This is a genomic window from Burkholderia sp. Ac-20384, from assembly GCF_017104605.1.
In the GTDB taxonomy this organism is placed as follows: domain Bacteria; phylum Pseudomonadota; class Gammaproteobacteria; order Burkholderiales; family Burkholderiaceae; genus Burkholderia; species Burkholderia lata.
Genome location: NZ_JAAGPE010000087.1, coordinates 1 through 22,558, shown reverse-complemented (window position 1 = coordinate 22,558; position 22,558 = coordinate 1). Strand labels below are relative to the sequence as shown.

The 22,558-nt window shown below is 67.6% G+C and carries 21 protein-coding genes; 9 read left to right on the top strand and 12 right to left on the bottom strand.

Features of this window, described 5'->3' with window-relative positions:
• Positions 1-11 precede the first annotated feature (11 nt).
• Positions 12-887, bottom strand: coding sequence for a LysR substrate-binding domain-containing protein (locus tag G3O00_RS18555; protein WP_206143892.1), 876 nt, complete (start codon positions 885-887; stop codon positions 12-14).
• A gap of 95 nt (positions 888-982) precedes the next feature.
• Here G3O00_RS18555 and G3O00_RS18550 point away from each other — a divergent pair, with 95 nt between their 5' ends.
• Positions 983-1,582: a LysE family transporter gene (locus tag G3O00_RS18550; RefSeq protein ID WP_206143891.1), complete on the top strand. Its 600-nt coding sequence runs from the start codon at positions 983-985 to the stop codon at positions 1,580-1,582.
• A 56-nt stretch (positions 1,583-1,638) separates the two neighbouring features.
• Here G3O00_RS18550 and G3O00_RS18545 read toward each other — a convergent pair whose 3' ends face one another.
• From G3O00_RS18545 to G3O00_RS18525, 5 genes are all read right to left on the bottom strand, one after another.
• Positions 1,639-3,093 carry a DHA2 family efflux MFS transporter permease subunit gene (locus G3O00_RS18545; RefSeq protein ID WP_206143890.1) on the bottom strand — a complete coding sequence of 485 codons (1,455 nt, stop codon included), beginning with the start codon at positions 3,091-3,093 and terminating at the stop codon, positions 1,639-1,641.
• Positions 3,090-3,653 (bottom strand): isochorismatase family protein, encoded by a 564-nt coding sequence (locus G3O00_RS18540; RefSeq protein WP_206143889.1) that lies wholly within the window; start codon positions 3,651-3,653, stop codon positions 3,090-3,092. Before G3O00_RS18540 ends, G3O00_RS18545 begins: the two co-directional genes overlap by 4 nt.
• 67 nt (positions 3,654-3,720) lie before the next feature.
• Positions 3,721-4,176, bottom strand: coding sequence for a MarR family transcriptional regulator (locus tag G3O00_RS18535; RefSeq protein ID WP_011354878.1), 456 nt, complete (start codon positions 4,174-4,176; stop codon positions 3,721-3,723).
• Positions 4,177-4,248: 72 nt separating this feature from the next.
• Positions 4,249-4,482 carry a hypothetical protein gene (locus tag G3O00_RS18530; protein WP_206143888.1) on the bottom strand — a complete coding sequence of 78 codons (234 nt, stop codon included), beginning with the start codon at positions 4,480-4,482 and terminating at the stop codon, positions 4,249-4,251.
• A 43-nt stretch (positions 4,483-4,525) separates the two neighbouring features.
• On the bottom strand, positions 4,526-5,620 hold the full coding sequence (locus G3O00_RS18525; protein WP_174929579.1) for a serine hydrolase: 1,095 nt from the start codon (positions 5,618-5,620) through the stop codon (positions 4,526-4,528).
• 253 nt (positions 5,621-5,873) lie between these two features.
• On the opposite strand from G3O00_RS18525, the gene G3O00_RS18520 reads away from it, so the two are divergent.
• Entirely contained in the window at positions 5,874-6,854 is a 981-nt protein-coding gene (locus G3O00_RS18520; protein ID WP_206143887.1) for a hypothetical protein, read from the top strand.
• A 66-nt stretch (positions 6,855-6,920) separates the two neighbouring features.
• Here the strand turns inward: G3O00_RS18520 and G3O00_RS18515 are convergent, their stop codons facing one another.
• Positions 6,921-7,220 (bottom strand): hypothetical protein, encoded by a 300-nt coding sequence (locus tag G3O00_RS18515; protein WP_206143886.1) that lies wholly within the window; start codon positions 7,218-7,220, stop codon positions 6,921-6,923.
• Between the two features lie 51 nt (positions 7,221-7,271).
• Between G3O00_RS18515 and G3O00_RS18510 the strand changes: the two genes are divergently transcribed.
• Both G3O00_RS18510 and G3O00_RS18505 read left to right on the top strand, forming a co-directional pair.
• The gene (locus G3O00_RS18510) at positions 7,272-8,147 is read left to right on the top strand and encodes a LysR substrate-binding domain-containing protein (protein WP_174916508.1); all 876 of its coding nucleotides are present in this window, start codon (positions 7,272-7,274) and stop codon (positions 8,145-8,147) included.
• Positions 8,148-8,246: 99 nt separating this feature from the next.
• The gene (locus G3O00_RS18505) at positions 8,247-8,531 is read left to right on the top strand and encodes a hypothetical protein (protein ID WP_011354884.1); all 285 of its coding nucleotides are present in this window, start codon (positions 8,247-8,249) and stop codon (positions 8,529-8,531) included.
• A 58-nt stretch (positions 8,532-8,589) separates the two neighbouring features.
• Here G3O00_RS18505 and G3O00_RS18500 read toward each other — a convergent pair whose 3' ends face one another.
• The 3 genes from G3O00_RS18500 to G3O00_RS18490 form a co-directional block, all read right to left on the bottom strand.
• Positions 8,590-9,333 (bottom strand): transporter, encoded by a 744-nt coding sequence (locus tag G3O00_RS18500; RefSeq protein WP_206143885.1) that lies wholly within the window; start codon positions 9,331-9,333, stop codon positions 8,590-8,592.
• Positions 9,334-9,413: 80 nt separating this feature from the next.
• Positions 9,414-12,179 carry a magnesium-translocating P-type ATPase gene (gene mgtA, locus G3O00_RS18495; RefSeq protein WP_174929575.1) on the bottom strand — a complete coding sequence of 922 codons (2,766 nt, stop codon included), beginning with the start codon at positions 12,177-12,179 and terminating at the stop codon, positions 9,414-9,416.
• Between the two features lie 712 nt (positions 12,180-12,891).
• Entirely contained in the window at positions 12,892-14,544 is a 1,653-nt protein-coding gene (locus tag G3O00_RS18490) for a S8 family peptidase (protein ID WP_174929574.1), read from the bottom strand.
• 421 nt (positions 14,545-14,965) lie between these two features.
• On the opposite strand from G3O00_RS18490, the gene G3O00_RS18485 reads away from it, so the two are divergent.
• The 3 genes from G3O00_RS18485 to G3O00_RS18475 all read left to right on the top strand — a co-directional run bounded on the left by G3O00_RS18485 (position 14,966) and on the right by G3O00_RS18475 (position 18,014).
• Positions 14,966-15,862 carry a glutamate/aspartate ABC transporter substrate-binding protein gene (locus G3O00_RS18485; RefSeq protein ID WP_206143884.1) on the top strand — a complete coding sequence of 299 codons (897 nt, stop codon included), beginning with the start codon at positions 14,966-14,968 and terminating at the stop codon, positions 15,860-15,862.
• A 355-nt stretch (positions 15,863-16,217) separates the two neighbouring features.
• Positions 16,218-17,471 carry a multidrug effflux MFS transporter gene (locus G3O00_RS18480; protein WP_041493266.1) on the top strand — a complete coding sequence of 418 codons (1,254 nt, stop codon included), beginning with the start codon at positions 16,218-16,220 and terminating at the stop codon, positions 17,469-17,471.
• Positions 17,472-17,492: 21 nt separating this feature from the next.
• Entirely contained in the window at positions 17,493-18,014 is a 522-nt protein-coding gene (locus tag G3O00_RS18475; RefSeq protein WP_206143883.1) for a GNAT family protein, read from the top strand.
• A gap of 39 nt (positions 18,015-18,053) precedes the next feature.
• Here G3O00_RS18475 and G3O00_RS18470 read toward each other — a convergent pair whose 3' ends face one another.
• Entirely contained in the window at positions 18,054-18,743 is a 690-nt protein-coding gene (locus tag G3O00_RS18470; protein ID WP_206143882.1) for a hypothetical protein, read from the bottom strand.
• A gap of 213 nt (positions 18,744-18,956) precedes the next feature.
• Here G3O00_RS18470 and G3O00_RS18465 point away from each other — a divergent pair, with 213 nt between their 5' ends.
• The gene (locus tag G3O00_RS18465; protein WP_206143881.1) at positions 18,957-20,381 is read left to right on the top strand and encodes a TPM domain-containing protein; all 1,425 of its coding nucleotides are present in this window, start codon (positions 18,957-18,959) and stop codon (positions 20,379-20,381) included.
• A gap of 81 nt (positions 20,382-20,462) precedes the next feature.
• Complete coding sequence (locus G3O00_RS18460; protein WP_206143880.1) at positions 20,463-21,089, top strand: LemA family protein; 627 nt, start codon at positions 20,463-20,465, stop codon at positions 21,087-21,089.
• Positions 21,090-21,112: 23 nt separating this feature from the next.
• Here the strand turns inward: G3O00_RS18460 and G3O00_RS18455 are convergent.
• Positions 21,113-22,558 (bottom strand): penicillin-binding transpeptidase domain-containing protein (locus tag G3O00_RS18455; protein ID WP_277399284.1); only part of this gene is annotated, 1,446 nt, incomplete at its 5' end.

Genomic DNA, 22,558 nt, shown 5'->3' with positions numbered 1-22,558 from the left:
GGGAACCGGCGCTAGGCGGCCGCCCGCACGCGCGCGAAGCCGTTGCGCAGATGGCGGGCGAGTTCCGTCGCGGCCGGCGTGCGCTGGCCGCGCGGCAGATGCAGGTTGATCGCGAAGTTCGGCAGTGCGGGCAGGCCGCTGCCGGCCGGCAGGATGTCGAGGTCGGCCGGTACGGTCGACGCGAGCCAGGCGGTCACGGCGAGATCGGAGCGCACGGTCGCGGCCGTCGCATCGATGCTGCCGTTCTCGAACACGGTGCGCCACGCGCGATCGCAGCCGCGCAGCGCGTCGAGCACCGTCGGGCGGAACGCGCAGGTCTGCGCGACCATCGACACGGGCAGCGGCGTATTCCGGTACGCGGTGCCGCCTTTCGCGCCGACCCAGACCAGGCGGTCGACGGCGATGCACTCGCCGCGCGATGGCCCGACCGGCGCCTCGATCAGTGCGACGTCGAGTTCGCCCTGCGCGAGCCCCCGGCGCAGTTCCGGCGAGGCCGCGCACACGAGCGTGAGCGCGACCTGCGGATGCGCTTGCGCATAGCCTTTCAGGATCGGTGCGAGGCAGGAGGAGACGAGATCCTGCGGCGCACCGACGCGCACGGCCCCTTCCACTACGCCGGCCGTCATGTCGGTCAGCAGCGCATCGTGCACGGCGAGCAGCCGGCGCGCCTGCCCGAGCACCCGCTCGCCGTCCGCCGTGAGCAGCAGGTTGCGGTGCTCGCGGACGAACAGCGGGCCGGACAGCGTTTCGAGCCGTGCGACCTGCTGGCTGATCGCGCCTTGCGTCAGGTGTAGCGCGCGGCTGGCCGCCGTCATGCTGCGATGCTCGGCGACGGTGACGAAGGCGCGCAGCAGCGCGATGTCGAGATTGCGTACCATGCGACGCATTATGAGTGCTAATGGCAGGCATAAAAAGCTTTCGCTGTCGTAATGGAAGGGGCGCGGGTAAAACGGAGCTTCGACGACGACAACCGGGAGCTTCCGTGCCGTTCCGCGACTACCTGCCGCTGATGCTGTTCGTGATCGTGTCCACCGTGACGCCGGGCGGCGCGACGACGCTCGCGACCGCCTCGGGCGCGCATTTCGGCTATCGGCGTTCGCTGCCGCTGATGGCGGGCATCGCGGCCGGCCTGGCGTCGATGGCCGCCGCTGCCGCGGCCGGGCTCGGCGGCGTGCTGCTTGCGCTGCCCGCGTTGCAACTCGCGATGAAGGCGGTCGGTTCGCTGTACCTCGTGTGGCTGGCCGTGCGCATCGGGCGTGGCGGCAAGCCGAGGCTCGATGCCGCGGTGCATCGGCCGCAGGGGTTCGTCAGCGGCGTCTGGATGCTCTGGCACAACCCGAAAGGCTGGGCGATGACGCTCGGTGCCGCCGCGTCGTTCGCCGCGCTCGCCTCCGGTCCGGCACGGCTCGGCGTCTTGCTTGGACTGGCGTTTGGCGTGGCCGCGATGGCGTCGCTGTCGCTGTGGTGTTTCGCCGGGCTGCTGTTCGCGCGCGTGTTGCGCACGGAGCGGCAGTGGCGCTGGCTCAATGCCGGGCTCGGCGTGCTGCTCGTGGTGTCGATCGTGCCGATGTGGCTGCCGTAGCGACGCCGTGCGCGCAGCGCGGCATGGCGCGACATAGCGCGGCGCAGCATCCGTGGTCAGCGCGAACCGGCGCGCGCGGCGCCGGCGGGTTTCCCGCCCGCACCGTCCGACCACAACGGCAGCCGCAGCGTCGTGACGAAGCTTGCCGCGTGCAGCACGCAAAGCAGGCCGAACGCCCACGCGTACGCGTTGGCCTGCGTGCCGCCGCTCGTCACCGATTCGACCTGCAGCCGCCAAGCGAGGAACAGCGTGCAGACCGTCGTGAACGTCGGGCCGCCGAGCCGTTGCACGATATTGAGCGAGGTGGTCGCCATCGGCAGGTTGCGGCGCTCGACCGACGCATACGCGGCGGAGATCGACGGTGTGCCGATCGCGCTCTGGCCCATGCCGCGCAGGAACAGCGCCGGCACGAGCAGGTACGGATCGTAGCCGGTCAGCGCGAGGAACACGAACGGCAGCGTCGCGAACAGCGCGAGCAACGCGCCGGCGGCGGCCAGCCGGCGCACGCCGAACCGGCTCGTCAGCGCGCCCATCGACGGGTAGGTGACGAGCATGCCGAGGCCCATCGGCGCGAGCAGCCAGCCCATCTCGCCGGGCGTGCGGCCGCACGCCTGGATCAGGAACACCGGAATCAGCATCTGGCCCGCGAACAGCGCGCCGTTCGACAGGAACTGCGTCGACGCGGCCGCGCCGAACACCTTGCCGCGAAACAGCGCCAGGTCGATCAGCGCGTGGTCGCCCTTGCGCGTTTCGACGCGCAGGAACGCCGCAAGCAACAGCACGGCCGCGACGATCGCCGCGATGCCGAGCGCTTCGTTGATCCGCTCGATGCCGTACAGGAACAGCACGAGCCCCGGTGACAGCAGCGCCAGGCCGACCCAGTCGAGCTCGCGCGGCTGCGTGTCGTCACGGTCGCCGGGCAGGAACCGCACGGCCAGCGCGAGTGCCAATACGCCGACGGGCAGGTTCACGAGAAACAGCCAGCGCCACGACGTGTGCTGCAGGATCGCGCCCGCAACGACCGGGCCGAGGATCGGCGCAAGCAGCACGGGCACGGCCGCGTAGCCGATCACGCGTGCCATCTGCTGGCCGGCGACGCGCGCGATCATCATCTGCGCCATCGGCGCGAGCAGCCCGCCGCTCACGCCTTGCAGCACGCGGAACGCGATCAGCGATGGCGCGGACCAAGCAAGCCCGCACAGCGCCGACGTGAGCGTGAACGCAGAGAAGCACCACAGATACAGCGCCTTTGCGCCGATCCGGTCGACGAGCCAGCCGTTCAGCGGCAGCACCAGCGTGAGCGCGAGCAGGTAGCCGCTCGTCACCCACTGGATCGTCGCGAGGCTCGCGTGCAGGTCGGTCGCGAGGCTCGACAGCGACACGTTGACGATCGTCGCGTCGAGCTGCGACAGCAGCGAGCCGAGCACCGCGACCGCGCTGACCTTCCAGATCGACGGATCGGGCCGGCCGGTCGCGTGGTCCTGCGCCGGCCGAGCGTGTTGGTCGCTCACTCGCCGCGCCGGTCGAGCAGCGTGACGATGTCCTGCGTCGTGCCCGTCTCGCCGAGGCGCGGGAACAGTCGCTCGACGCTGTTCACATGCGCGTCCGCGTTGAGGTCGGTCATCGCATCGATGGCGAGCGTGACGTTGTAGCCGAGTTCATGCGCCTGCCGTGCGGTCGATTCGACGCCGATGCTCGTCGCGATGCCGGTCAGCACGATCTGCGTGACGCCGGCCGCCTTCAGGTGCGCGTCGAGGTCGGTGCCGGTGAAGGCGCCCCAGGTCTTTTTCGTCACGACGTGATCTCCCGGCTGCCGGTTCAGTTCGGGCACGAGTTCGGCCCAGTCGGCGGGAAGGGCGTCCAGGCGCACCTGCTGCTGCGTGCGGCCCGGTGCGCCGCCCGCGACGTTGACGAGCACGACCGGCAGGCCGCGGCTGCGGAATGCGTCGAGCAGCGTGCGGGTGTGCGCGATCACCGGTTCGACCGGGTGCGCGGTGGGGAGGGCGACGATGCCTTTCTGCAGGTCGATGACGACGAGTGCGGTGTTCGTGTCGAGACGGGTTGCGCTCATGATGGGACTCCGTGAAAGGGACGAAGAAAGCCGTGCGCGCGAATGCCGTGGCGCGCGCCGGCCGGATTCATTGCTCGCCGATGCGGCGGATCAGCGGGATCGCGGCGGCGAGCGTGTCGATGTCGTCGGGATCGAGCTGCGCGATCGCGGCGCCGAGCCACTGGTGTTTCGCGGCGTTGCGCTTGAGCCGGGCGTCGAGGCCGGCCGCGGTCAGCCGGAACAGGATCTGGCGGCCGTCGGTCGGATGTGGTTCGCGCTCGACGAGACCGTCTTCCTCGAGGCTCGCGAGCGTCGCCTTCATCGACTGCGGCTTCATCGCTTCAGCGCGCGCGAGGTCGGCGGTCGTCATCGGCCCGTGCCGTTCGAGTCGCGCGAGCGCGCTCGTCTGGGACATGCCGAGCCCGCCGGATTCGATCTCGGAGCGGAGCCGGCGGATCAACTGGCCGACTGCAAGGGTCAGGTCGGCGGCGACGATGTCGGCAGAAACGCCGGGTTTGCGTGGCGGGTTCATGCGGCGGATCATAGGACACGACAGTTAAACTTGCAAGTTTAACTGTCGAATTGTCCGCCGAGCCGGCGTGCAGCAGGAGGGCGGTTACGCGCCGCGGAGCGGGACCGGGACGACTTCGCTGTATCTCGGGGTCGCATCCTCGTGCAGCAGGTCGCCGAGGTATTGCGCGAGTTCGTCAGCGGCGAGCGCGGACGGAATGTGCAGGTCGGCCGGGCGCCGCTTGCCTTCGGTGCCGAGATCGAACACGGCCCAGCGGCCGTTGTTGCGCACGACGGCCAGCAGCCGTCCAAACGCGTTGAAGCGGTATTCGTCCTGCATGGCATCGCTCCCGTCGGTGAACGCGCCGGCCGCCCGTGCGCGCTTACTGGATCGAGCAGGACAGCCAGCGGTGGATCTTGATGGCATCGCTCGAGACGCCTGCGCGCGTCGGTGCGCCGAGCAGCACGACCGTTTCGCGGCGGCCCTTCACACGCATGCGCATCACGACGCCGTGCCCCGACTCGTTGATGAAGCCGGTCTTCTGCAGCCGGATCGGCAGGCGGCGGTAGCGGACGAGCGGGTCGGAATTCACATACAGCAGCTCGCCGTCGCCCGGGCGCACGGTGGTCGACGTATCCGTCGAGAAATAGCGGATCAGCGGATCCTGCGCCGCCGCGCCGACGAGCTTCGCGAGATCCTCTGCCGTCGACACGTTGTGCGGCGACAGGCCGGTCGGCTCGCGGAAGTGCGTATGGCGCATGCCGAGCCGGCGCGCTTCGCGATTCATCGCGTTGACGAACGCGGCGCGCCCGCCCGGATAGTCGCGGCTCAGCGCGGCGGCCGCGCGGTTTTCCGACGACATCAGCGCGATATGGAACATCTCGCGGCGCGACAGTTCCGAGCCGACCTGCAGGCGCGACCCGGTGAACTTGATCGTGTCGCGGTCGTGCGCGGTGACGCGCAGCACGCCGTTCAGCGGACGGTCGGCGTCGCGTGCGACGACGGCCGTCATCAGCTTCGAGATCGACGCGATCGGCCGCACCGTGCGTGCGTTGCGCGCCAGAAGCGGCGTGCCGGAATCGACGTCGAGCACGTAGGCCGCGCGTGAATGGAGGGAATTGACCGCACGCGGACTGTAGCCGCAGCTCGCCATCAGGCGCGGCTTGTCGGCCGGGCGCGGGCGCACGGCGGTCGTGCGCTTGGCGCGACGCTGCTGCGGGGCCGGTGCTGCGTGACGCTTCACCGCCTGGTGCTTCACGCGCGGGCGACGATGCTTGACGGCCTTCTTGTTGCGCTGGGCCGGCTTCTTCTTGACGGCTTTCTTGACGGCCTTCGCCGGCGCATGAGCGTGCGCGGCGCGCGGCGGCGGGTTGCGTGGCGTGGACGATGCATTCGTCGAAAAGGCGAGCATCAGCATCGACAGGGCGACGAGCAAGGTGGTCCGGGCGAATGGCAGGCGCGCGATGAGGCCGGTCAAGCGAAAGTCTCCTTTTCACGCGCGGTGAGGCTGCGTGGAATGTATGGGTGGTCAGCGGGATGCGGAAAATTATACGGTCGATCGCGGGGCGATGACGATTGAAGGCGGGAAAAGATGCGCGATTCGGTGCGTTTCGGCGGCACTGTCAGCAGGTTGACGCCGCTTTGCATGGCGATTCGCGTCGATATGTCGCGCCTGCCTGACAAATGATGGAACAGCCGGCAAGATGTCGAGATCATTTCCAGGAGCGCCCATGTCCAGCCGCCCGCACGCGTTGCCCGTGCAGTCTTGCGTATCGATCGACAGCCTGTCCGCGACGGGTGAACTGGTTGCCTTCAACGTCGGACCGGACGACGCACTGTACATGGTGTTTGCACTGGAGCCGCTCGATGACCGGACGCTATCGAACGGTGCGTCTTTTCCGAAAACGGTGCCGTCAACGTCGCAGCGGTATCGCGTGATGGCCTGGCAGGGCGGCGAGGTTCGCCTGGACTGCATGATCGACAAGGAGCCGTTCAATATCCACGACATCCAGCCTGTCGGCGACGATCTGCTGCTGGTGTGCTGCCGGTCCGTCCGCCGCGGCGACGACGATTTCGACCTGAATGGCCGCTTCTATCGACGCGACGGCACACCGCACGGCGCAATCCTGCTGGGCGACGGCATCGAGGCCGTGCAGTCCACGGCTGCGGGGGAAATCTGGACGTCCTATTTCGACGAGGGCGTGTACGGCAATCTGGGCTGGGATTCGCCGGTCGGTGCGCCAGGGTTGATCGCGTGGAGCCGGGCCGGCGAGCAGCGCTATGCGTTTGCTCCGTCGCCGGGGTTCGGGCCGATCGACTGCTGTTATGCGCTCAATGTTCCGGACGATCGGGACGCGTGGATCTACTACTACAACACATTCGCGCTGACCCGCGTGCGTGACCGGCAAACCGTCTGGTCATCGCGGATGCCGGTTAGCGGCAGCCATGCGTTCGCGGTCATGGAGGATGTGACGCGGCCCGACGGATACGTGGCACTGCTCTGCGGCTCGTATCAGGACCGTGACATGTTGTATCTGGTGCGTATCGATGGCGGTGGCGAAGCTCGACTGGTGCGCACGTATCGCTTGCAGCGCGATGGTTCCGTACCGGTCGACATCGCTCGAATGACTGGCCGCGGTCGCGTGCTTCATGCGGTCGGTACGGACGGCAACATCTATCGCATCGATATCGCCGACCTGGCGCTCGGGTGAATGCAGCGTTTGATGTCGCGATGGCGAGGGCAGGCATGGCAAGCATGCACGGGTGCCGCACGCCATTCAACGCGGCCAGTTGCGCCGCGACACCACCGCGAAGCTGATCGCGATCGAGCCGGTCACGGGGCGCGGTGGCGCGTCGTTCATCGCGCTCATCGCGTCCACCGCATCGCCGAAACGAAAGCGGCGGCCTCGGCCGTCAGCGCGTTCGGCACGACGCTTCGGCGCGCTCGGGTCGGCAATTGCGGCGCGCTCGCCGATGGCGGCCGGTGCACACGAAGTGTCGTCGGGCGGACATTCACAGACGAGATCAACAGACATGACGATCGATTCCTGAAAGGGCATGTCCGTATTGAACGCCATCGCAATCGATCGGTAAAATGAATGTTTTGATCGTTACGATTCCTTTTAAGAATGGAATTGAAACTGCTGAGAACGTTCCTGACCGTTACCGAGCTGTGCCATTTCAGCCGCGCGGCCGATGCGCTGCACATGAGCCAGCCGGCACTGAGCAAGCAGATCGGCGCGCTCGAGTCGAGCCTCGGCGGCAAGCTGTTCGAGCGCGGCCGGCACGGTGCGGAGCTGACGCCGTTCGGCGAGCGGTTCCTGCCCGACGCGCAGGCGCTCGTACGCGATGCCGACGAGATCCTCGTCCGCGCACGCGAGCTGTCGAGCGGGCAACGCGGCCATTTGCGGCTGGGCATCTGCCTGTCGGTGCTCACGCTCGTCCCGCGGCTCGTCGCGGAGTTTCGCAGCCGGAATCCGGGCATTGCCGTCACGCTGAGCGACCTGTCGTCCGCGGAGCAGACGCGCCGGTTGCGCGCGGGCAAGCTCGACGCCGGGTTCCTGCGCCTGCCTTCGGACGAAGGACTGTCGTCGTTCAAGGTGATCGATGAGGCGCTGGCGCTGGCGGTGCCGCCACATCTCGGCCTGAAGCGCGTGCCGGCCGATCTCGGCACGCTCAACGAGATTGGCTTCATCGCGTTGCAGCGTGCACGCGGGCAAGGGCTGGCCGCGCAGGTCGACCGATGGTGCGTCGAGCGCCGCTTCGTGCCGCACGTGACGCAGCAGGCCGAAGACGTGCAGTCGGTGCTCGCGTCGGTCGCGGCCGGTGCGGGCGTCGCGTTCATTCCGTCGCGTGCGCAATATCTGCTGCGCGACGCGACGGTGTTGCCGCTCGACGGCAAGGACGCGAAGTGGCGCGTCGGGCTCGCGTGGCTGTCGGACCGCGACGATCCCGTCACCACACGCTTCGTGTCGTTCATGCGTGCCGCGATCAAGAATGCATGATGGACGAAGCGGTATAGTGTCCTCGGCCGGCGGCGGTCGCCCGATCGCGTGCCGGACGCCGAACAAAAGCCCCAGTGTCTCGCTCACCGAACGTAACCCATGACTTCAGAATCCGACGACTCCCCGCTCGATCCCGCACTCGTTGCGACGCTCGCGACGCTGAACGATGCCGCGAGCGATCCGGCCGGCAAGACCTGGTCGCTGCCGAAGATCGCGAAACGCACGCAATTGCCGATGAGCACGCTGCGCCGCGTGCTGACACAGCTCGACGCGGCAGGCCTGAGCGCGACGACGCTGAACGAGGACGGCACCGGCAGCGCCGCGCTGACCGACGAAGGGCGCGCGGTGTGCGCGCAACTGTTCGGCGCGAACGACGCGCAATGAAAAACGGACCGCGCGAAGCGGCCCGTCGTGTTGCGGTTCGACATGCGGCGTCGATGCGTTACCACCGCACCGTCACGCCGCCCATCACCGAATGATCGTAAGTCTGGTCGTTCAGCCCGCGCCGGTAGCCGATGTCGAGGTCGAGCCACGGCTTCGGCGAATAGATCGCGCCCGCGATCACGAATGCGGGATTTGTGCCGGCGCCGCTTGCCGTGTTGCGCGACGTGCCGATGTCGGCCACGATCTGCAGCGTGTCGGTCGCCTTGTAGATCGCCGCGCCCGACACGGCCCAGATCGACGTCCGGTCGCCCTGGCGATTCGGCTGGACCGTCATGCCCGCATTCGCGAGGAACGAAAACCGTGCGACGTCGAGCTGCGCGAGCAGCGTCGCGCCGGCACCCACGCGGCCGGTGCCGAGCCCGCGCCGATCGTTGCCGGTCGGCGTCGTCAGTTTCGGCTTCAGCGCGATCGACAGCGGACCGCGTTCGACGAACCGCCATTTCATGCCGATCTCGACATCGCCGACCCCGGCGCCGTTCTCGTCGGTGCGTGTCTGCAGATGCGTGTACGGCACGTTCACGTAGAGGTCGGCGTGCTCGCCGAACCCGCGCGTGAGGGTCGCGTTCCACAGCTGGTGGCGGCCGTTTTCTTCCTGTTTCGAGGTTTCCTCGGCGTTGAACTCGAACTGCCCGTTTGCGTTGCCCTGCGTGCCCGTGTCGTCGCTGACGAGCGGATGGGTGGCGAGGGCGTCGAACGGTGCGAGGAGGGCGCTCGCGGCTGCGAGCGGAAGCATTCTTTTCATGGGATTACCTTTCGTGCGTGGCGAGCCTGCCGGCCCGCGCGGGTGGCGCGGGCCGGCACGACGCCGTCAAGCGGGAAAGCTCAGAACCACTGCTTGTAGCGGCGCACGTAGATCGTCTTGACGATCTGCGCGAGCAGGATGTAGCCGACCATCGTTGCAGCGAGCCACAGCCAGAAGGTGCCCGGCAGGTGCATGAAGCCGAGGGACTCCGCGAACGGCGAGAACGGCAGCCAGCAGCCGATCGCGATCGCGGTGAACGTCGACAGCAGCACCGGCAGTGCGGCCGTGCTCTGCAGGAACGGGATCTTCTGCGTGCGCAGCAGGTGCACGACGAGCGTCTGCGATACCAGGCTCTCGATGAACCAGCCCGAGTTCATCACGATCTGGCCGCCGGTGCCGCCGTTCAGGTGATACATCGCACCCGCGCCGAACACGGTCCACATCAGGATGTAGGTCGTGATGTCGAACACCGACGACGTCGGCCCGACCCACAGCATGAAGCGGCTGATGTTGCCGGCTTCCCACTTGCGCGGCTTCTTCAGGAACTCGGGATCCATCTTGTCCCACGGCAGCAGCATCTGCGACGTGTCGTAGATCAGGTTCAGCACGAGCAGCTGCGTCGCGAGCATCGGCTCCCACGGCAGGAACGCGCTGGCGACGAGTACCGAGAACACGTTGCCGAAGTTCGAGCTCGCGGTCATGTTCAGGTACTTCAGGATGTTGCCGAACGTCTCGCGGCCCTTGATCACGCCTTCCTCGAGCACCATCAGGCTCTTTTCGAGCAGGATGATGTCGGCGGTTTCCTTCGCGATGTCGGCGCCGCTGTCGACCGAGATGCCGACGTCGGCGTCGCGCAGCGCGGGCGCATCGTTGATGCCGTCGCCGAGGAAGCCGACCGTGTGGCCGTTGGCCTGCAGCGCCTTCACGATGCGCGCCTTCTGCAGCGGCGTCAGCTTCGCGAACACGGTCGTGCGTTCGACGACTTCCGCGAGCGTTGCGTCGTCGAGCGCTTCGATTTCCGCGCCGAGGATCGGCTTGCCGGGTTCGAGGCCGACCTGGCGGCACACCTTCATCGTGACGATCGGGTTGTCGCCCGTCAGCACCTTCACCGCGACGCCGTTTTCGCGCAGCGCGGCGAGCGCCGGCGCGGCCGATTCCTTCGGCGGATCGAGGAAGGTCAGGAAGCCGCGCACGACGAGATCGTGTTCGTCGGCGGTGCGGTACTGCTGGCGCTCGTCGCCACGCGGGATCGTGCGCGTCGCGAGCACGAGCACGCGGAAGCCGTCCTCGTTGTATGCGCTGGCCTGTTCGAGCAGCCGCTTGCGTGCGACGAAGTCGAGCGGGCGCACGCCGTCCTCATCCTGCACGTGCGTGGAGACGGCCAGCATTTCCTCGACCGCGCCCTTGCAGATCAGCAGGTGCGTGCCGCGCGTGTCCTCGACGACGACCGACAGGCGGCGCCGCACGAAATCGAACGGCAGTTCGTCGATCTTCTTGTAGCCCTGCGGCTTCACGCGCTCGCCGATCTCGTCGGCGCGCGCGACGACCGCGATGTCGATCAGGTTCTTCTGGCCGCTCTGGTGGAAGCTGTTCAGCCAGCCGAGCCGCAGGATCTCCTCGTCCTTGTGGCCCGACAGGTCGAGGTGATGTTCGAGGATGATCTTGTCCTGCGTGAGCGTGCCGGTCTTGTCGGTGCACAGCACGTCCATCGCGCCGAAGTTCTGCACAGAGTTCAACCGCTTGACGACGACCTTGCGGCGCGCCATCGCGACCGCACCGCGCGCGAGGTTCGCGCTGACGATCATCGGCAGCATCTCGGGCGTGAGGCCGACGGCCACCGCGAGGGCGAACGTGAGCGCGCTCAGCCAGTCGCCCTTGGTCAGCCCGTTGATCATGAACACGATCGGCACCATCACGAACATGAACTTGATCAGCAACCAGCTCACGCTCGAGACACCGCGGTCGAAGCTCGTCTCGATACGCTTGTGGCTCACGACGTTGCGCGCGAGCGAGCCGAAGTAGGTGTCCTCGCCGGTCGCGACGACGACGGCCGTCGCCGTGCCGCTGACGACGTTGGTGCCCATGAAGCAGACGTTCTCGAGATCGAGCAGCGATGCCGACGTATCGGTCGCGGCGCCGGCGGCACGCGTGCTGGCGGATTTGCCGGCGACGGCGCCGAGCGTGTCGTACTTCTCGACCGGCAGCGCTTCGCCGGTCAGCACGGCCTGGCTGATGAACAGGTCGCGTGACGCGAGCAGGCGCACGTCCGCCGGGATCATGTCGCCGGCCGACAGGTGCACGATGTCGCCGGCCACGACTTCGCGCATCGGCACTTCGCGGCGTGTCGGCTCGGACGTGTCGGTCATTGCACGCTGCACGGTGGCGGTCGTGCGGACCATCGCCTTCAGCTTCTCGGCCGCGCGCAGCGAACGGAATTCCTGCACGAAGCGCAGCAGCGCGCTGATCGTGACCATCGTCAGCAGGATCGTCATGCCGACATAGTCGCGATCGTCGGGTGCCGCGAAGTAGACGTCGGTGAAGAAGCTGATGGCGGCCAGCACCAGCAGCACGTAGACGAACGGGTTGTGGAACGAGAGCAGCAACTGGCGGGTCCAGTGCGGCGGCTTGTCGTGCGCGATTTCGTTCGGGCCGTAGTGCTGCAGGCGATCGGCGGCCTGGTCGTAGGTGAGACCGCGCGTGCTGGTGTTCAGCGACTTCAGCGTGTCGTCGAGCGGACGGGCCGCTTCCTGCGCGGCGCGCATGATGCGCGGGTCGTTCTGCTGGGTGCCGCCGGCCTTGATGAAGCCGCGCTGTTTCTTTTGCGAGGTGTTGTGTCGTGTCGTCATGAGTCGCTCCTTGCGCACGAGGCGGCGGGCGGGGAGCGACCGTGACGTTATCGACGCACGAGCGCTCCCCGCCGCGTCGCGTCAGGCGCGATCGGCTGTGGATCGGTGAAGGCGGGAACGCTCGCCGGCGCGTGCGGTGCGGCCGGAGGGGCGATGCGCAGCGTCGCACCGGCGAGCGGTAATCGACTACTGTCGTCTGAGTTCATCTGCACTCCTGTCGGTTGCGAATAATCGGCACGGGCGATCGACGGCGACGCACGCACGAAGGCGCGCGGCCGGACGGCACGCGAACGGAAGGCGCACGCAGCTGATGCTGCGCGCAACACGAACGCACGCGCGCGACGGCGCATCGCGTGCATTCGACAACAATGAAAATTCGGCGGGAGATCTGGCCAGTCAGGCCGGAAGGACGCCGCATCCTGCTTCCCGGGATGCGGCAGAAGACGAGGCTCTGCGCGTTTTCCTCAGGCAGCAGTCAAGTTGGTCGAGGACCAACTACAACTCGCATCGGTGTTCACAGAACACTCCATGTAATTAGACGGGAGCGATGGTAATGGGTCGCTGTGCGAAGCGTCAACCCTTTTGTCAGTCGTTATTTCGAGAAACGTAATCGGGTCGACGCGCGACCGGAGACACGCCGGATCGCCTTCAATGAAACGGCCGCGCGCACGCCATGTCGGCATGCGCGCGGCCGCGCCGGAGCAGGGGAGCGTTACTGGTTGGCCGACGCGACGGCGGCCCCTGCATCGAGGATGCCGGAGCCCGCCGGCATCGCGGTGCACGACGTGCCGGCCGCGAGCTTGGTCGTGCGCGTGCCGCCCTGCAGCTTCTGCTGGATCTGTGCCGGCGTGAGGTTGCCGTTCACCGACAACATCAGTGCAGCGACCCCCGTCACCTGCGGCGTCGCGAGGCTGGTGCCGTTCGCGAGGCCGTAGGTGTCCGAGCCCGGGGTCGTCGTGCCGGTATTCGACGTCGACAGGATGTTGACGCCCGGCGCGCTCAGCGAGACATCGGGGCCGAAGTTGCTGAACGACGCGCGGCGGCCGGTCGTGTCGGTGGCGCCGACGCTGATCACGCCGCGGCAGTTCGCGGGCTGGTCGAGCCCGGTGGACAGGCCGTCGTTGCCGGCGGCGACGATGACGGTCACGCCCTTCGCGGTCACGTCGTCGATGGCCTGCTGGAACGTCGAGCTGCATGCGCCGACACCGCCGAGGCTCAGGTTGATGACCTTCGCGGGGCGCGGGTTGTTCGGTACGCCGCTCACCGGAATGCCGGCTGCCCAGCGCATCCCGTCGGCGATGTCGCTCGTCGTGCCGCCGCACTTGCCGAGCACGCGCACCGGCAGGATCTGGCCGAGCCACGATACGCCGGCGATGCCGGTGCCGTTGTTGGCGGTCGCGCCGATCACGCCCATCACGCGCGTGCCGTGCCAGCTGCTGTCGCTCGGCTGGCTCGCGCAGTGATAGTACGGGCCGTTTGCGTTGTCGAGTTCCTGCTGCGTCACCCAGTCGCCCGGGTCGGTTGCATCAGGGCTGCGGGTCAGGCCGTTGTTGCTGGTGTTGACGTTGCTGATGAAGCTGTAGCCGGACAGCAGGTTGCCGACGAGGTCGGCGTGCGGCCGGTAGCCCGTGTCGAGCACGGCCGTGACGACGGTCGGCGAACCCTTGGTCACGTTCCACGCGGGCGGCATGTCGATACCGGCGGTCGGATCGGACAGGTACCACTGCTGGCTGTAGAGCGGGTCGCTCGGCGTGTCGCGGATCTGCATCGGGTGATCCGGTTCCGCGTAGTCGACGTCCGAATCGGCTGCGAATGCCTGCGCGAGCGCGGCTGCGTCGGTCGCGGCCATGCGCTGGCCGAGCGACAGCACGGTCGCGCCATTCGAGATCGTCCGTTCGACCTGCACGTTCACCGGCGTTTGCCCGACCGTGCTTGCATACGCACGTGCGCTGCCGGCGACCGGCGCCGTCCAGCGCGTCATCGAGCGCTGGATCACCGCGTCGAGCCGCGTCCCGTTGTCGATGGCCGCCATCGCACGTGTGGCCGTCAGCGTCTTCAGCTTGACGATCAGGTGATCGATCGGCGGTTCGACCGGCGCGGCCTGCGCCGCCATCTGCACGGCGGCCTGCTGCGTCGCGCAGGCATTGCTGCCGGAGGAAGCGGGCGGGGTCGTGGGATTGGAGGGCGCGGGAGACGGCGTGGGGGCAGGGGCAGGCGCTGCGTTGGAAGAAGACGGGTTGCTGCCGTCGCCGCCGCCTCCACCGCCGCAACCGGCGAGGGGCAGGAGGGCGGCGGCGGACAGCATGCCGGCTAGCATGCGCGCATGTGCGGAGCGCGCCAGCGCAAAGTTGAGATTGGTTCTCATGTTGAAACTCGATCCTCGTAGATAACCGTCGTGCCGGCGGTGCCGCTGGTCCGGCTGACCCGGACCTTGTCTTTTTTGTCTGACGGTTGCAGCAAGGTTGCTGCGACGCGCCATGCACTGGGTAACGGCCTGCGCGGCGGCTTCTTGAGTGCGTTTCACGAGAAAAACCGGGGCGGGCGCAAACGATTACGTTGGTGCGTTGCAGCATGAACGCGTGTTTGGAACGTGTGGCACAAAAGGTGGGGCGAGTCCGTGCGCGGCCGGTCGGGCGATACGTGCGGCGCGGGCTCGTTTGCGCGGTACGGAAAACATCTTTCACGGCCCGGCCGCGGTGGAAGGTTGATTACGCTTTCCCTGATGCGACGCGAATTTTGTCGGGCGTACGATCGCGATTCGATCAACGTTTCGTCAGGAGAAAAGCATGGATCGCCGCTTACGCTGGCTGGCCGTCGCGCTGTCCTGTGCGCTGGCCGGCGCCGCGCACGCGCAGGCCCTCCCCGGCACGCTGAAGAAGATCAAGGACACGGGCGTCGTGTCGCTGGGCATTCGCGAATCGTCGGTGCCGTTCTCGTATTCGGACAACCAGCAGAAGAACATCGGCTATTCGCGCGACATCGCGGCGCGCATCATCGACCAGCTGAAGACGGACCTGAACGCGCCGAACCTCGCGGTGAAGGAAATCCCGATCACGTCGCAGAACCGGATTCCGCTATTGCAGAACGGGACGATCGATTTCGAATGCGGATCGACTACGAACACGCTCGAACGGCAGAAGCAGGCCGCGTTCTCGAACAGCATCTTTCTTTATGGCATCCGCTTCAGCACGCGCAAGGATTCCGGCGTGAAGGACTTCGCGGACCTGGCCGGCAAGACGGTCGCGACGACGGCCGGCACGTCGGACGAGCGCCTGCTGCGCAAGCTGAATGAAGAGAAGGCGATGAACATGACGATCATCAGCGCGAAGGATCACGCCGAAGCGTTCATGAACGTCACGACCGGGCGCGCGGTGGCGTTCGTGATGGACGAGCCGCTGCTGTACGGCGAGATCGCGAAGGATCGCAACCCGGGCGCGTACACGGTGACGGGCACGCCGCTCGTTCACGAGAACTACGCGTGCATGATGCGCAGGGACGATCCGGCGTTCAAGCATGTCGTCGACGGTGTGATCGCGAAGATGCAGACGTCGGGTGCCGCCGAGAAACTCTACAACCAGTGGTTCACGCAGCCGATTCCGCCCAAGGGCGTGAGCCTCAACTATCCGCTGTCGGCGGAGATGAAGCAGCTGTTCAGGAATCCGACGGATCAGGCGCAGTATTGACGGGATGCGGGACTGATCGACGTTCGGCAATGAAAAACCGCCGGCTCGTGCCGGCGGTGTCGACAGCACGGCAGGGCAAAACGCGTCATGCATACGTTCCCGGCCCGCTCGGGACCGGGATGCCGAGCCAGCCCGGATTTGCCACCGACGGCGATGCTCCCCCGGCGAGCGCTGCCGCGCCGGGAGCGGATTTCCGGGCATGCCGCAATCGGCATTCAACCTCGTCCACGCCAGGGGAATCCGGCTGCGCGACCCGACAACAGGCACAATACGGGATTCGCCACGTCGCACGCGTGTTCGCCATCCGAACATCGCACGGCCGCGCCGCTGCCGCCCGACATCCTTCCCAGTCGTCATGAACGCCACGCTCACTCCCGCGCGCGAGTCGAATTCGCCGCGTTTCCTGCTGTTCCTGATCTGCCTGTTCGCGTCTGCCGGCCAGCTCGCGATCGACATCTACGTGCCCGCGCTGCCTGACATGGCACGTTCGTTCGCGACCACGCCGCAGGCGATCCAGTCGAGCGTGTCGGGCTACATGGCGGCCTATGCGCTCGGCCAGCTCATCTTCGGGCCGGTGGCCGATGCTTACGGGCGCAAGCGCGTGCTCGCGTTCGGGCTCGTGATCTACACGATCGGCTGCCTGCTGTCGCTCGGCGCGCAGAACCTGGAGACGTTCGTGCTGGCGCGCTGCCTGCAGGGCTTCGGGATCGCGACTACCAACCTGCTCGCGAAGGCGATCATCACCGATTCGTTCTCCGGCCAGGCGCTGATGCACGCGTTTACGTACATGTCGATTGCGTGGGGGCTCGCGCCGATCGTCGCACCGGTGATCGGCGCGCACTTGCAGGAATGGTTCGGCTGGCGCGCGTGCCTCGTGTTCCTGCTGGTGTACTCGCTGGTGATGTGGGCGCTGCTGTGGCGTTACCGGGAAACCTTGCCGAAACCCGTGCATCTCGAGCCGCGCACGCTGATGACGAACGCGGGCAAGGTGCTGGCGAGCCCGGTGTTCCAGAGCTGCTTCCTTGCACAGGGGCTGTGCTACAGCATCCTGCTCGTGTTCAACATCGTCGGGCCGTTCATGGTGCAGACCACGCTGCACAAGCCGCCGACCTTCTTCGGCTATCTCGCGCTCGGGATCGGGCTGATGTATTTCCTCGGCGGCCTGTCGAACCGGATTCACCGTCCCGGGCTGCCGAGCGCCGAGCAACGGCTGCGCATCGGCGCGCGCGTGATGGCAGGCGCGTCGGTCGCGATGCTGGTGCTGGCGCTGACCGTCGGGCTGCGCGTCTGGACGCTTGCGACGCCGGTGCTCGTGATGGGCTTCTGCGCGGGCGCGATGTATCCGACGCTGATGGCCAAGGGCAATTCGCTGTTTCCGCATATCGCCGGCCTGACGAGCGCGATTCTCGGATGCGCACTGCTGCTGGTGTCGTCCGCGATGATGGGGCTGGCCGGTTTCGTGTCGATTCACGTGCTGACGCCGCTCGCGGTGTTCTTCGTCGTGCTGTCGTGCATCGTAGTGTGGATGGTCACCAAGCTGTTGCGGTACCTGTCGCAGCAGCAGGCCCAGGCCGCGTCCGTCGTGTGCGGGCGCGAGGAGGCTGCCTGAGTGGCACCTGTCGACCAGCCCATGAACCCGATCCTGCTGAGTCGCGTCGCCCGAACCGACGCCGCCGACCTGATCGCCGCCAACCGCGCGAGCCGAAGCCACCATCTGCCGTGGGTTGACTCATTCACCGACCAGGCGGGATTCGACCAGTGGTTCGGCCGCTGCCTGACGGGGCCGAACGTCGGTCTCGTCGCGCGCGAACGCACGTCCGGGGCGGTGGTTGGCGTGGTGAACCTCAACGAGATCGTCGGCGGGGTGTTCCAGAGCGCATATCTCGGGTACTACGGCATGGCGGTGTTCAGCCGCAAGGGGCTGATGACCGAGGCCATGCGCGCGGCGATCGGCGTCGCGTTCGGCGAACTCGGGCTGCATCGGCTGGAAGCGAACATCCAGCCCGGCAACCACGCGTCGATTGCGCTGGTTCGGCGGCTCGGTTTCACGAAAGAGGGGTTTTCGCCGCGCTATCTGCGTATCGGCGGCGAATGGCGCGACCACGAGCGGTGGGCGCTGCTGGCTGACGGCGAACCCGAAGCGCGCACCTGACGCCCGCTACCGGGCGTTTTTCTTCCCGCCACCGGCCGCTTACAGCGGATGCGCCGCGCCGGCCTGCGTCAGCAGCGACACGGCAGCCGGATCCGGCATCCCGTTCGAGTCGATCGCGCCGGCTTTCGCGAGTGCGACGAGATCGCTGTCGACACCCGGTTGCCCGACCGTGAACGACGTGGTCAGGAATGCCGGCGCCGCGAACGCAACCGAATAGCGTTGCTGCAGGTTCGTCACCACGGCCGATTGCGCGGCCTGTACGGTGTTCGAGCTGTTCATCGCCTGCTGGTAGCGCGAATTCCCCTGGAAATTGCCGATCAATGTGGCCGTGTTCGTGCCGAGCTGGGCGGCGAGATAGACCAGCATCAACTCGGTCTCGGGCGTCGTGTTGAACGTGCCGCCTGCGTACGCGAGCGAATGCAGGCTCGTGCCGCCCGACGTCACGGTGATCACGCACGGCAGCGCGGCGTTGACCGTCACGCTGTAGTTGCCGCCGCCATCCGTCAGCGTTGTCGCCGAACCCGCCGCGCAACTGACCGTTACCTGTGCGCTCGCGAGCGCGTCGCCCGTCGCGGCCGTGCCGGAGAGCGCGACCGTCTGCGTGTTGTTGTTGAAGCAGGCATCCACGCCGAAGCAGGCATCGCCGTTGCACGCCTGAAGCGTTGCGAGGGTGGCGAGGCAGAGCGTGCCCAGCGCGGGGCGGATGAAACGCCTGGGGTGCAGGTTCATGGTCGCGGGTGTCCGGAAGAAGGGCGCAGCCGGTGCGTCAGGGGACGCGGCGCCGTTCAAGTCATTCTAGGTCCCGTATTCGTGGGCTGCTTGCCCGTTTGTCCGCTGCGCCGGAAGCCTTTCAGTTCCTTTCGTAATTGGTTAAGCTGCGGGACGATTAAAAACGACGAGAGAACGCGCCGTTCCCGATGGGGCCGGCGCACCGTTTCCGACATGAACTTGAAACGACAGACGGGCCGGCCGTGCCCGCCGGGTGGCGAGGGCGATCCGGCTTCGTCGGCAGGCACGAACCGAGGCGGTATTCGGCACGCACGCAGCACGAAGGACGCGACCTGCAACCGCGGCATCCGGACGGCCACCACGGCCTTGCTGGCAAGCGCGGTCGTGCTGTGCGGCAGCGCGGCCATCGCAGCGCCGGCCGAAGCCGGCAACACCGCCGTCGAGGCGTCGTCGGCCAATACGCTCTTCGCCCCAACCGACTCCGCCTGCACGCACATGGCCGCCGCAGCGGCCTATCCGGTCGCCGCTAAACCCGAGGTCGCGCCGCCGTTGAAAGGCCGCGTGACGGACACGACAGGTGCGCTGAGCGCCGCCTGCGCATCCGAGCTGACCGACCGCCTCGCCGCGCTCGAACAACGACTCGGCGTACAGGTCGCGGTCCTGCTGGTCGGCTCGACCGGGCAGTCGACGATCGAACAGTTCGCGACCACCGTATTCGACCAGTGGAAGCTCGGCAAGGCCGAGGTCAACAACGGGCTGCTGCTGGTCGCCGCGCTCAACGACCATACCGTGCGGATCGAAGTCGGCTACGGGCTCGAAGGCACGATTCCTGACATCGTCGCGGGCCGGATCATCCGCGAGCGGATCGTGCCGGCATTCCGCGAGAACCGAATCGAAGGCGGCATCAGCGATGCGGTGGACGCGCTGACGCGCCAATTGATGCCGGCGGACGCCGCGATGCCAGAGCCGGCCGCACCCGCGACGGCGCCCGGCGGGCGCGACGACGCATACGAAACGGACGCGGCGACCACGACCGATGCCACGCGTGCGCCGCCCCGCGACGCGCGGACTGGCGGCGAAAAATACCAGTCGAACGGCCTGCTCGTGCGGAAACACGCGAACACGGGCGGCGTACGGTTCTGGTTCCTGCTCGGGGTGGCCAATGTGGTGCTGGGCGTGATCGCGCAGTGGCGCCAGCTGCGCCGCAGGGTGACGCTGCTGGCCGCCTGGCTCGTGGCGGCCGTCGTGCCGATCGTGATGCTGCCGGTCGGCGCGATCTTCAACGGCAATCTCGCCGCCATGCTGGGCGCCGCGGCGTTCGTCCCGGCGGCGGCCGGGGTCGCGCCGTGCCTGCTCGGCATCAACCTGTTCCTGTCGGCGCGCGTGCGCAAATACACGGCGATCGTGGGCGGGACGCTGTTCATGATCATCGCGATCGGACGCGAGCTGGATTATTCGATCGAGGAAGTGCTGTCCGGCATCTTCGGCGTGCTGTGCGTGCTCGCCGTGATCTGGGGGAAGCTGATGGGCATCGGCTCGTCGTCTTCCTCGTCGGGCTCCCGATCGCGCTCGAACTCCGATTCGTTCCGCGGCGGCGGCGGTTCGAGCGGTGGCGGCGGCGCATCGGGCCGCTGGTAGCCCACGTGCGCCGCGTGGCCGCGCACCTGATTCTTTTCACCTACCGCTCCCTCCGGAGCGTTCAACCGGAAACAACCGACGATGAAATGGTTTCGAATCCTGCTCGTGTGCTGCGTGCTGGCTCCGCTCGCGGGGTGCGGCTATAACGCGATCCAGTCGTCCGACGAGGACATCAATGCCGCGTGGTCCGAAGTGCTGAACCAGTACCAGCGCCGCGCCGATCTCGTGCCGAATCTCGCCGCGTCGGTGAAGGGCTACGCGGCGCACGAGGAGCGCGTGCTGACCGAGGTGGCGTCGGCCCGTGCGCGCGTGGGCAGCGTTCAGATGACGCCGGAGATGGCGAAGGATCCGGCCGCGCTCGCGGCGTTCGACCAGCGGCAGGGCGAGCTGTCCGGGGCGCTGAGCCGGCTGATGGTGGTGTCCGAGCGCTACCCGGAGCTGAAGGCGAACGAAGCGTTCCGTGATCTGCAGACGCAGCTCGAAGGCACGGAAAACCGCATCGCGGTTGCGCGCGGCCGCTACATCAAGACGGTGCAGCACTACAACGTGCAGATCCGCCAGTTCCCGGGCGTCCTGATCGCGAAGATCTTCGACTACCAGCCGCGGCCGAATTTCAGCGTCGCGAACGAAGCGGCGATCTCGACCGCGCCGACGCTTGATTTCTCCGCCCGGCCGCAGCCGCCAAAGGCAAACGCGGCCGGCGAGTAACGCCGGCTCACGCGCTCAAGCGCTCACGGCTTGCGCGCGGCCGCCTTCGCGAATGCGCCGCGCACCTCGAAGCTGATCGTATCGGCCACATTGCCGCGCGCATCGACGAGTTCGAGCCGGTGCCGGCCCGGCCACGGCATCCATGCGATGCGATCGGCATGCCCGATCACCTTGTCGTCGAGCCGCCACGCGAATTTCGTCGCGCGCCCGGCCGAGCGCTCGAACCAGATTCGCTGGTTCTTCGGCGGAATGTCCGGGTCGATCGCGAAGATCGTGCCGTCGGTCGGCGTACCGATCGTCAGCGGCGCACGTGCGCCGTCCTTGCCCGGCGTGACGGGGGCGGCGAGCCGGATCGTGTCGACCGCCGTTCCCGCGATGAACCACTCGTTGCGTGACGGTTCGATATCGCGTTCGAACGTGATGCGGCGCGTCTCCACACCGGCCGGCGCGCGTGGCGCACGGCTCGGCTGGTCGCGGTGCAGGTAGCCGACGACGGCCGACCACACGGGCGACGCGCCCGTGACGCCCGACACGTCCCACATCGGCGAGCCGTCCGCATTGCCGACCCACACGCCGACCGTATAGCGCGACGTGAAGCCGACGGTCCAGTTGTCGCGCATATCCTTGCTCGTACCGGTCTTGACCGCCGAGAAGAAGCGCGTCGCGAGCGGATTGTCGAAGCCGAACGTGCGCACGCGCGCGTTGTTGTCGGAGAGGATGTCGGTCACGACGAAGCTGGCCGCCTCGCTGAACACGCGTGTGCCGTCGGCCGCGCGGGCGGGCGAGGCTGCTGACGCGCCGGACGCCGGTGCCGGCGCGGGCAGGTCGACGGCCTTGCGGGCAACGCCGCCGTTCGCGAGCGCGCGATACGCGTTGGTCAGCGACAGCAGCGTGACGTCCGCGCTGCCGAGCGCGAGGCTGAAGCCGTAATAGTCGCCTTCCTGCGCGAGCGGCAGGCCGAGCGCGGTCAGCGTGCGTGCGAAGCGGTGCGGCGTGACGAGCACCAGCGTGCGCACGGCCGGCACGTTCAGCGAGCCGCCGAGCGCGCTGCGCACGCTCACCCAGCCCTTGAAATCCTTGTCGTAGTTCTGCGGAATGTACAGGCCGCCGCCGGCGGCGAGGTTGATCGGCGCATCGTCGAGCAGCGACGCGGCCGTCAGCCGCTTCTCGTCGATCGCCTGCGCATACAGGAACGGCTTGAGCGTCGAGCCGGCCTGGCGCGGCGCGAGCACGGCATCGACGTCGCGCGCACTCGACAGCGCGCCGGACGAGCCGACCCACGCGCGAATCTCGCCGGTCGCGTTGTCGATCACGACGACCGCGCCGTCCTGCACGTTGCGCCGGTGTGCCGGCGCGTTGAGTTCCGTCAGCGCGCGCACCAGCGTGTCGCGCGCGAAGCGCTGCAGCGGTGCATCGAGCGTCGTGCGCACCTGCGCGCCGGCCGTTGGCCTGAACTCGGCCGCGATGCA

Coding starts and splice junctions, on each gene's coding strand:
- G3O00_RS18530 (WP_206143888.1), bottom strand. CDS start 4,482: ATGCAGGACGAATACCGCTTCAACGCGTTTGGACGGCTGCTGGCCGTC.
- G3O00_RS18465 (WP_206143881.1), top strand. CDS start 18,957: ATGAACTTGAAACGACAGACGGGCCGGCCGTGCCCGCCGGGTGGCGAG.
- G3O00_RS18535 (WP_011354878.1), bottom strand. CDS start 4,176: ATGATCCGCCGCATGAACCCGCCACGCAAACCCGGCGTTTCTGCCGAC.
- G3O00_RS18520 (WP_206143887.1), top strand. CDS start 5,874: ATGTCCAGCCGCCCGCACGCGTTGCCCGTGCAGTCTTGCGTATCGATC.
- G3O00_RS18540 (WP_206143889.1), bottom strand. CDS start 3,653: ATGAGCGCAACCCGTCTCGACACGAACACCGCACTCGTCGTCATCGAC.
- G3O00_RS18470 (WP_206143882.1), bottom strand. CDS start 18,743: ATGAACCTGCACCCCAGGCGTTTCATCCGCCCCGCGCTGGGCACGCTC.
- G3O00_RS18460 (WP_206143880.1), top strand. CDS start 20,463: ATGAAATGGTTTCGAATCCTGCTCGTGTGCTGCGTGCTGGCTCCGCTC.
- G3O00_RS18505 (WP_011354884.1), top strand. CDS start 8,247: ATGACTTCAGAATCCGACGACTCCCCGCTCGATCCCGCACTCGTTGCG.
- G3O00_RS18475 (WP_206143883.1), top strand. CDS start 17,493: ATGAACCCGATCCTGCTGAGTCGCGTCGCCCGAACCGACGCCGCCGAC.
- G3O00_RS18500 (WP_206143885.1), bottom strand. CDS start 9,333: ATGAAAAGAATGCTTCCGCTCGCAGCCGCGAGCGCCCTCCTCGCACCG.
- G3O00_RS18510 (WP_174916508.1), top strand. CDS start 7,272: ATGGAATTGAAACTGCTGAGAACGTTCCTGACCGTTACCGAGCTGTGC.
- G3O00_RS18480 (WP_041493266.1), top strand. CDS start 16,218: ATGAACGCCACGCTCACTCCCGCGCGCGAGTCGAATTCGCCGCGTTTC.
- G3O00_RS18485 (WP_206143884.1), top strand. CDS start 14,966: ATGGATCGCCGCTTACGCTGGCTGGCCGTCGCGCTGTCCTGTGCGCTG.
- G3O00_RS18515 (WP_206143886.1), bottom strand. CDS start 7,220: ATGGCGTTCAATACGGACATGCCCTTTCAGGAATCGATCGTCATGTCT.
- G3O00_RS18490 (WP_174929574.1), bottom strand. CDS start 14,544: ATGAGAACCAATCTCAACTTTGCGCTGGCGCGCTCCGCACATGCGCGC.
- mgtA (WP_174929575.1), bottom strand. CDS start 12,179: ATGACGACACGACACAACACCTCGCAAAAGAAACAGCGCGGCTTCATC.
- G3O00_RS18555 (WP_206143892.1), bottom strand. CDS start 887: ATGCGTCGCATGGTACGCAATCTCGACATCGCGCTGCTGCGCGCCTTC.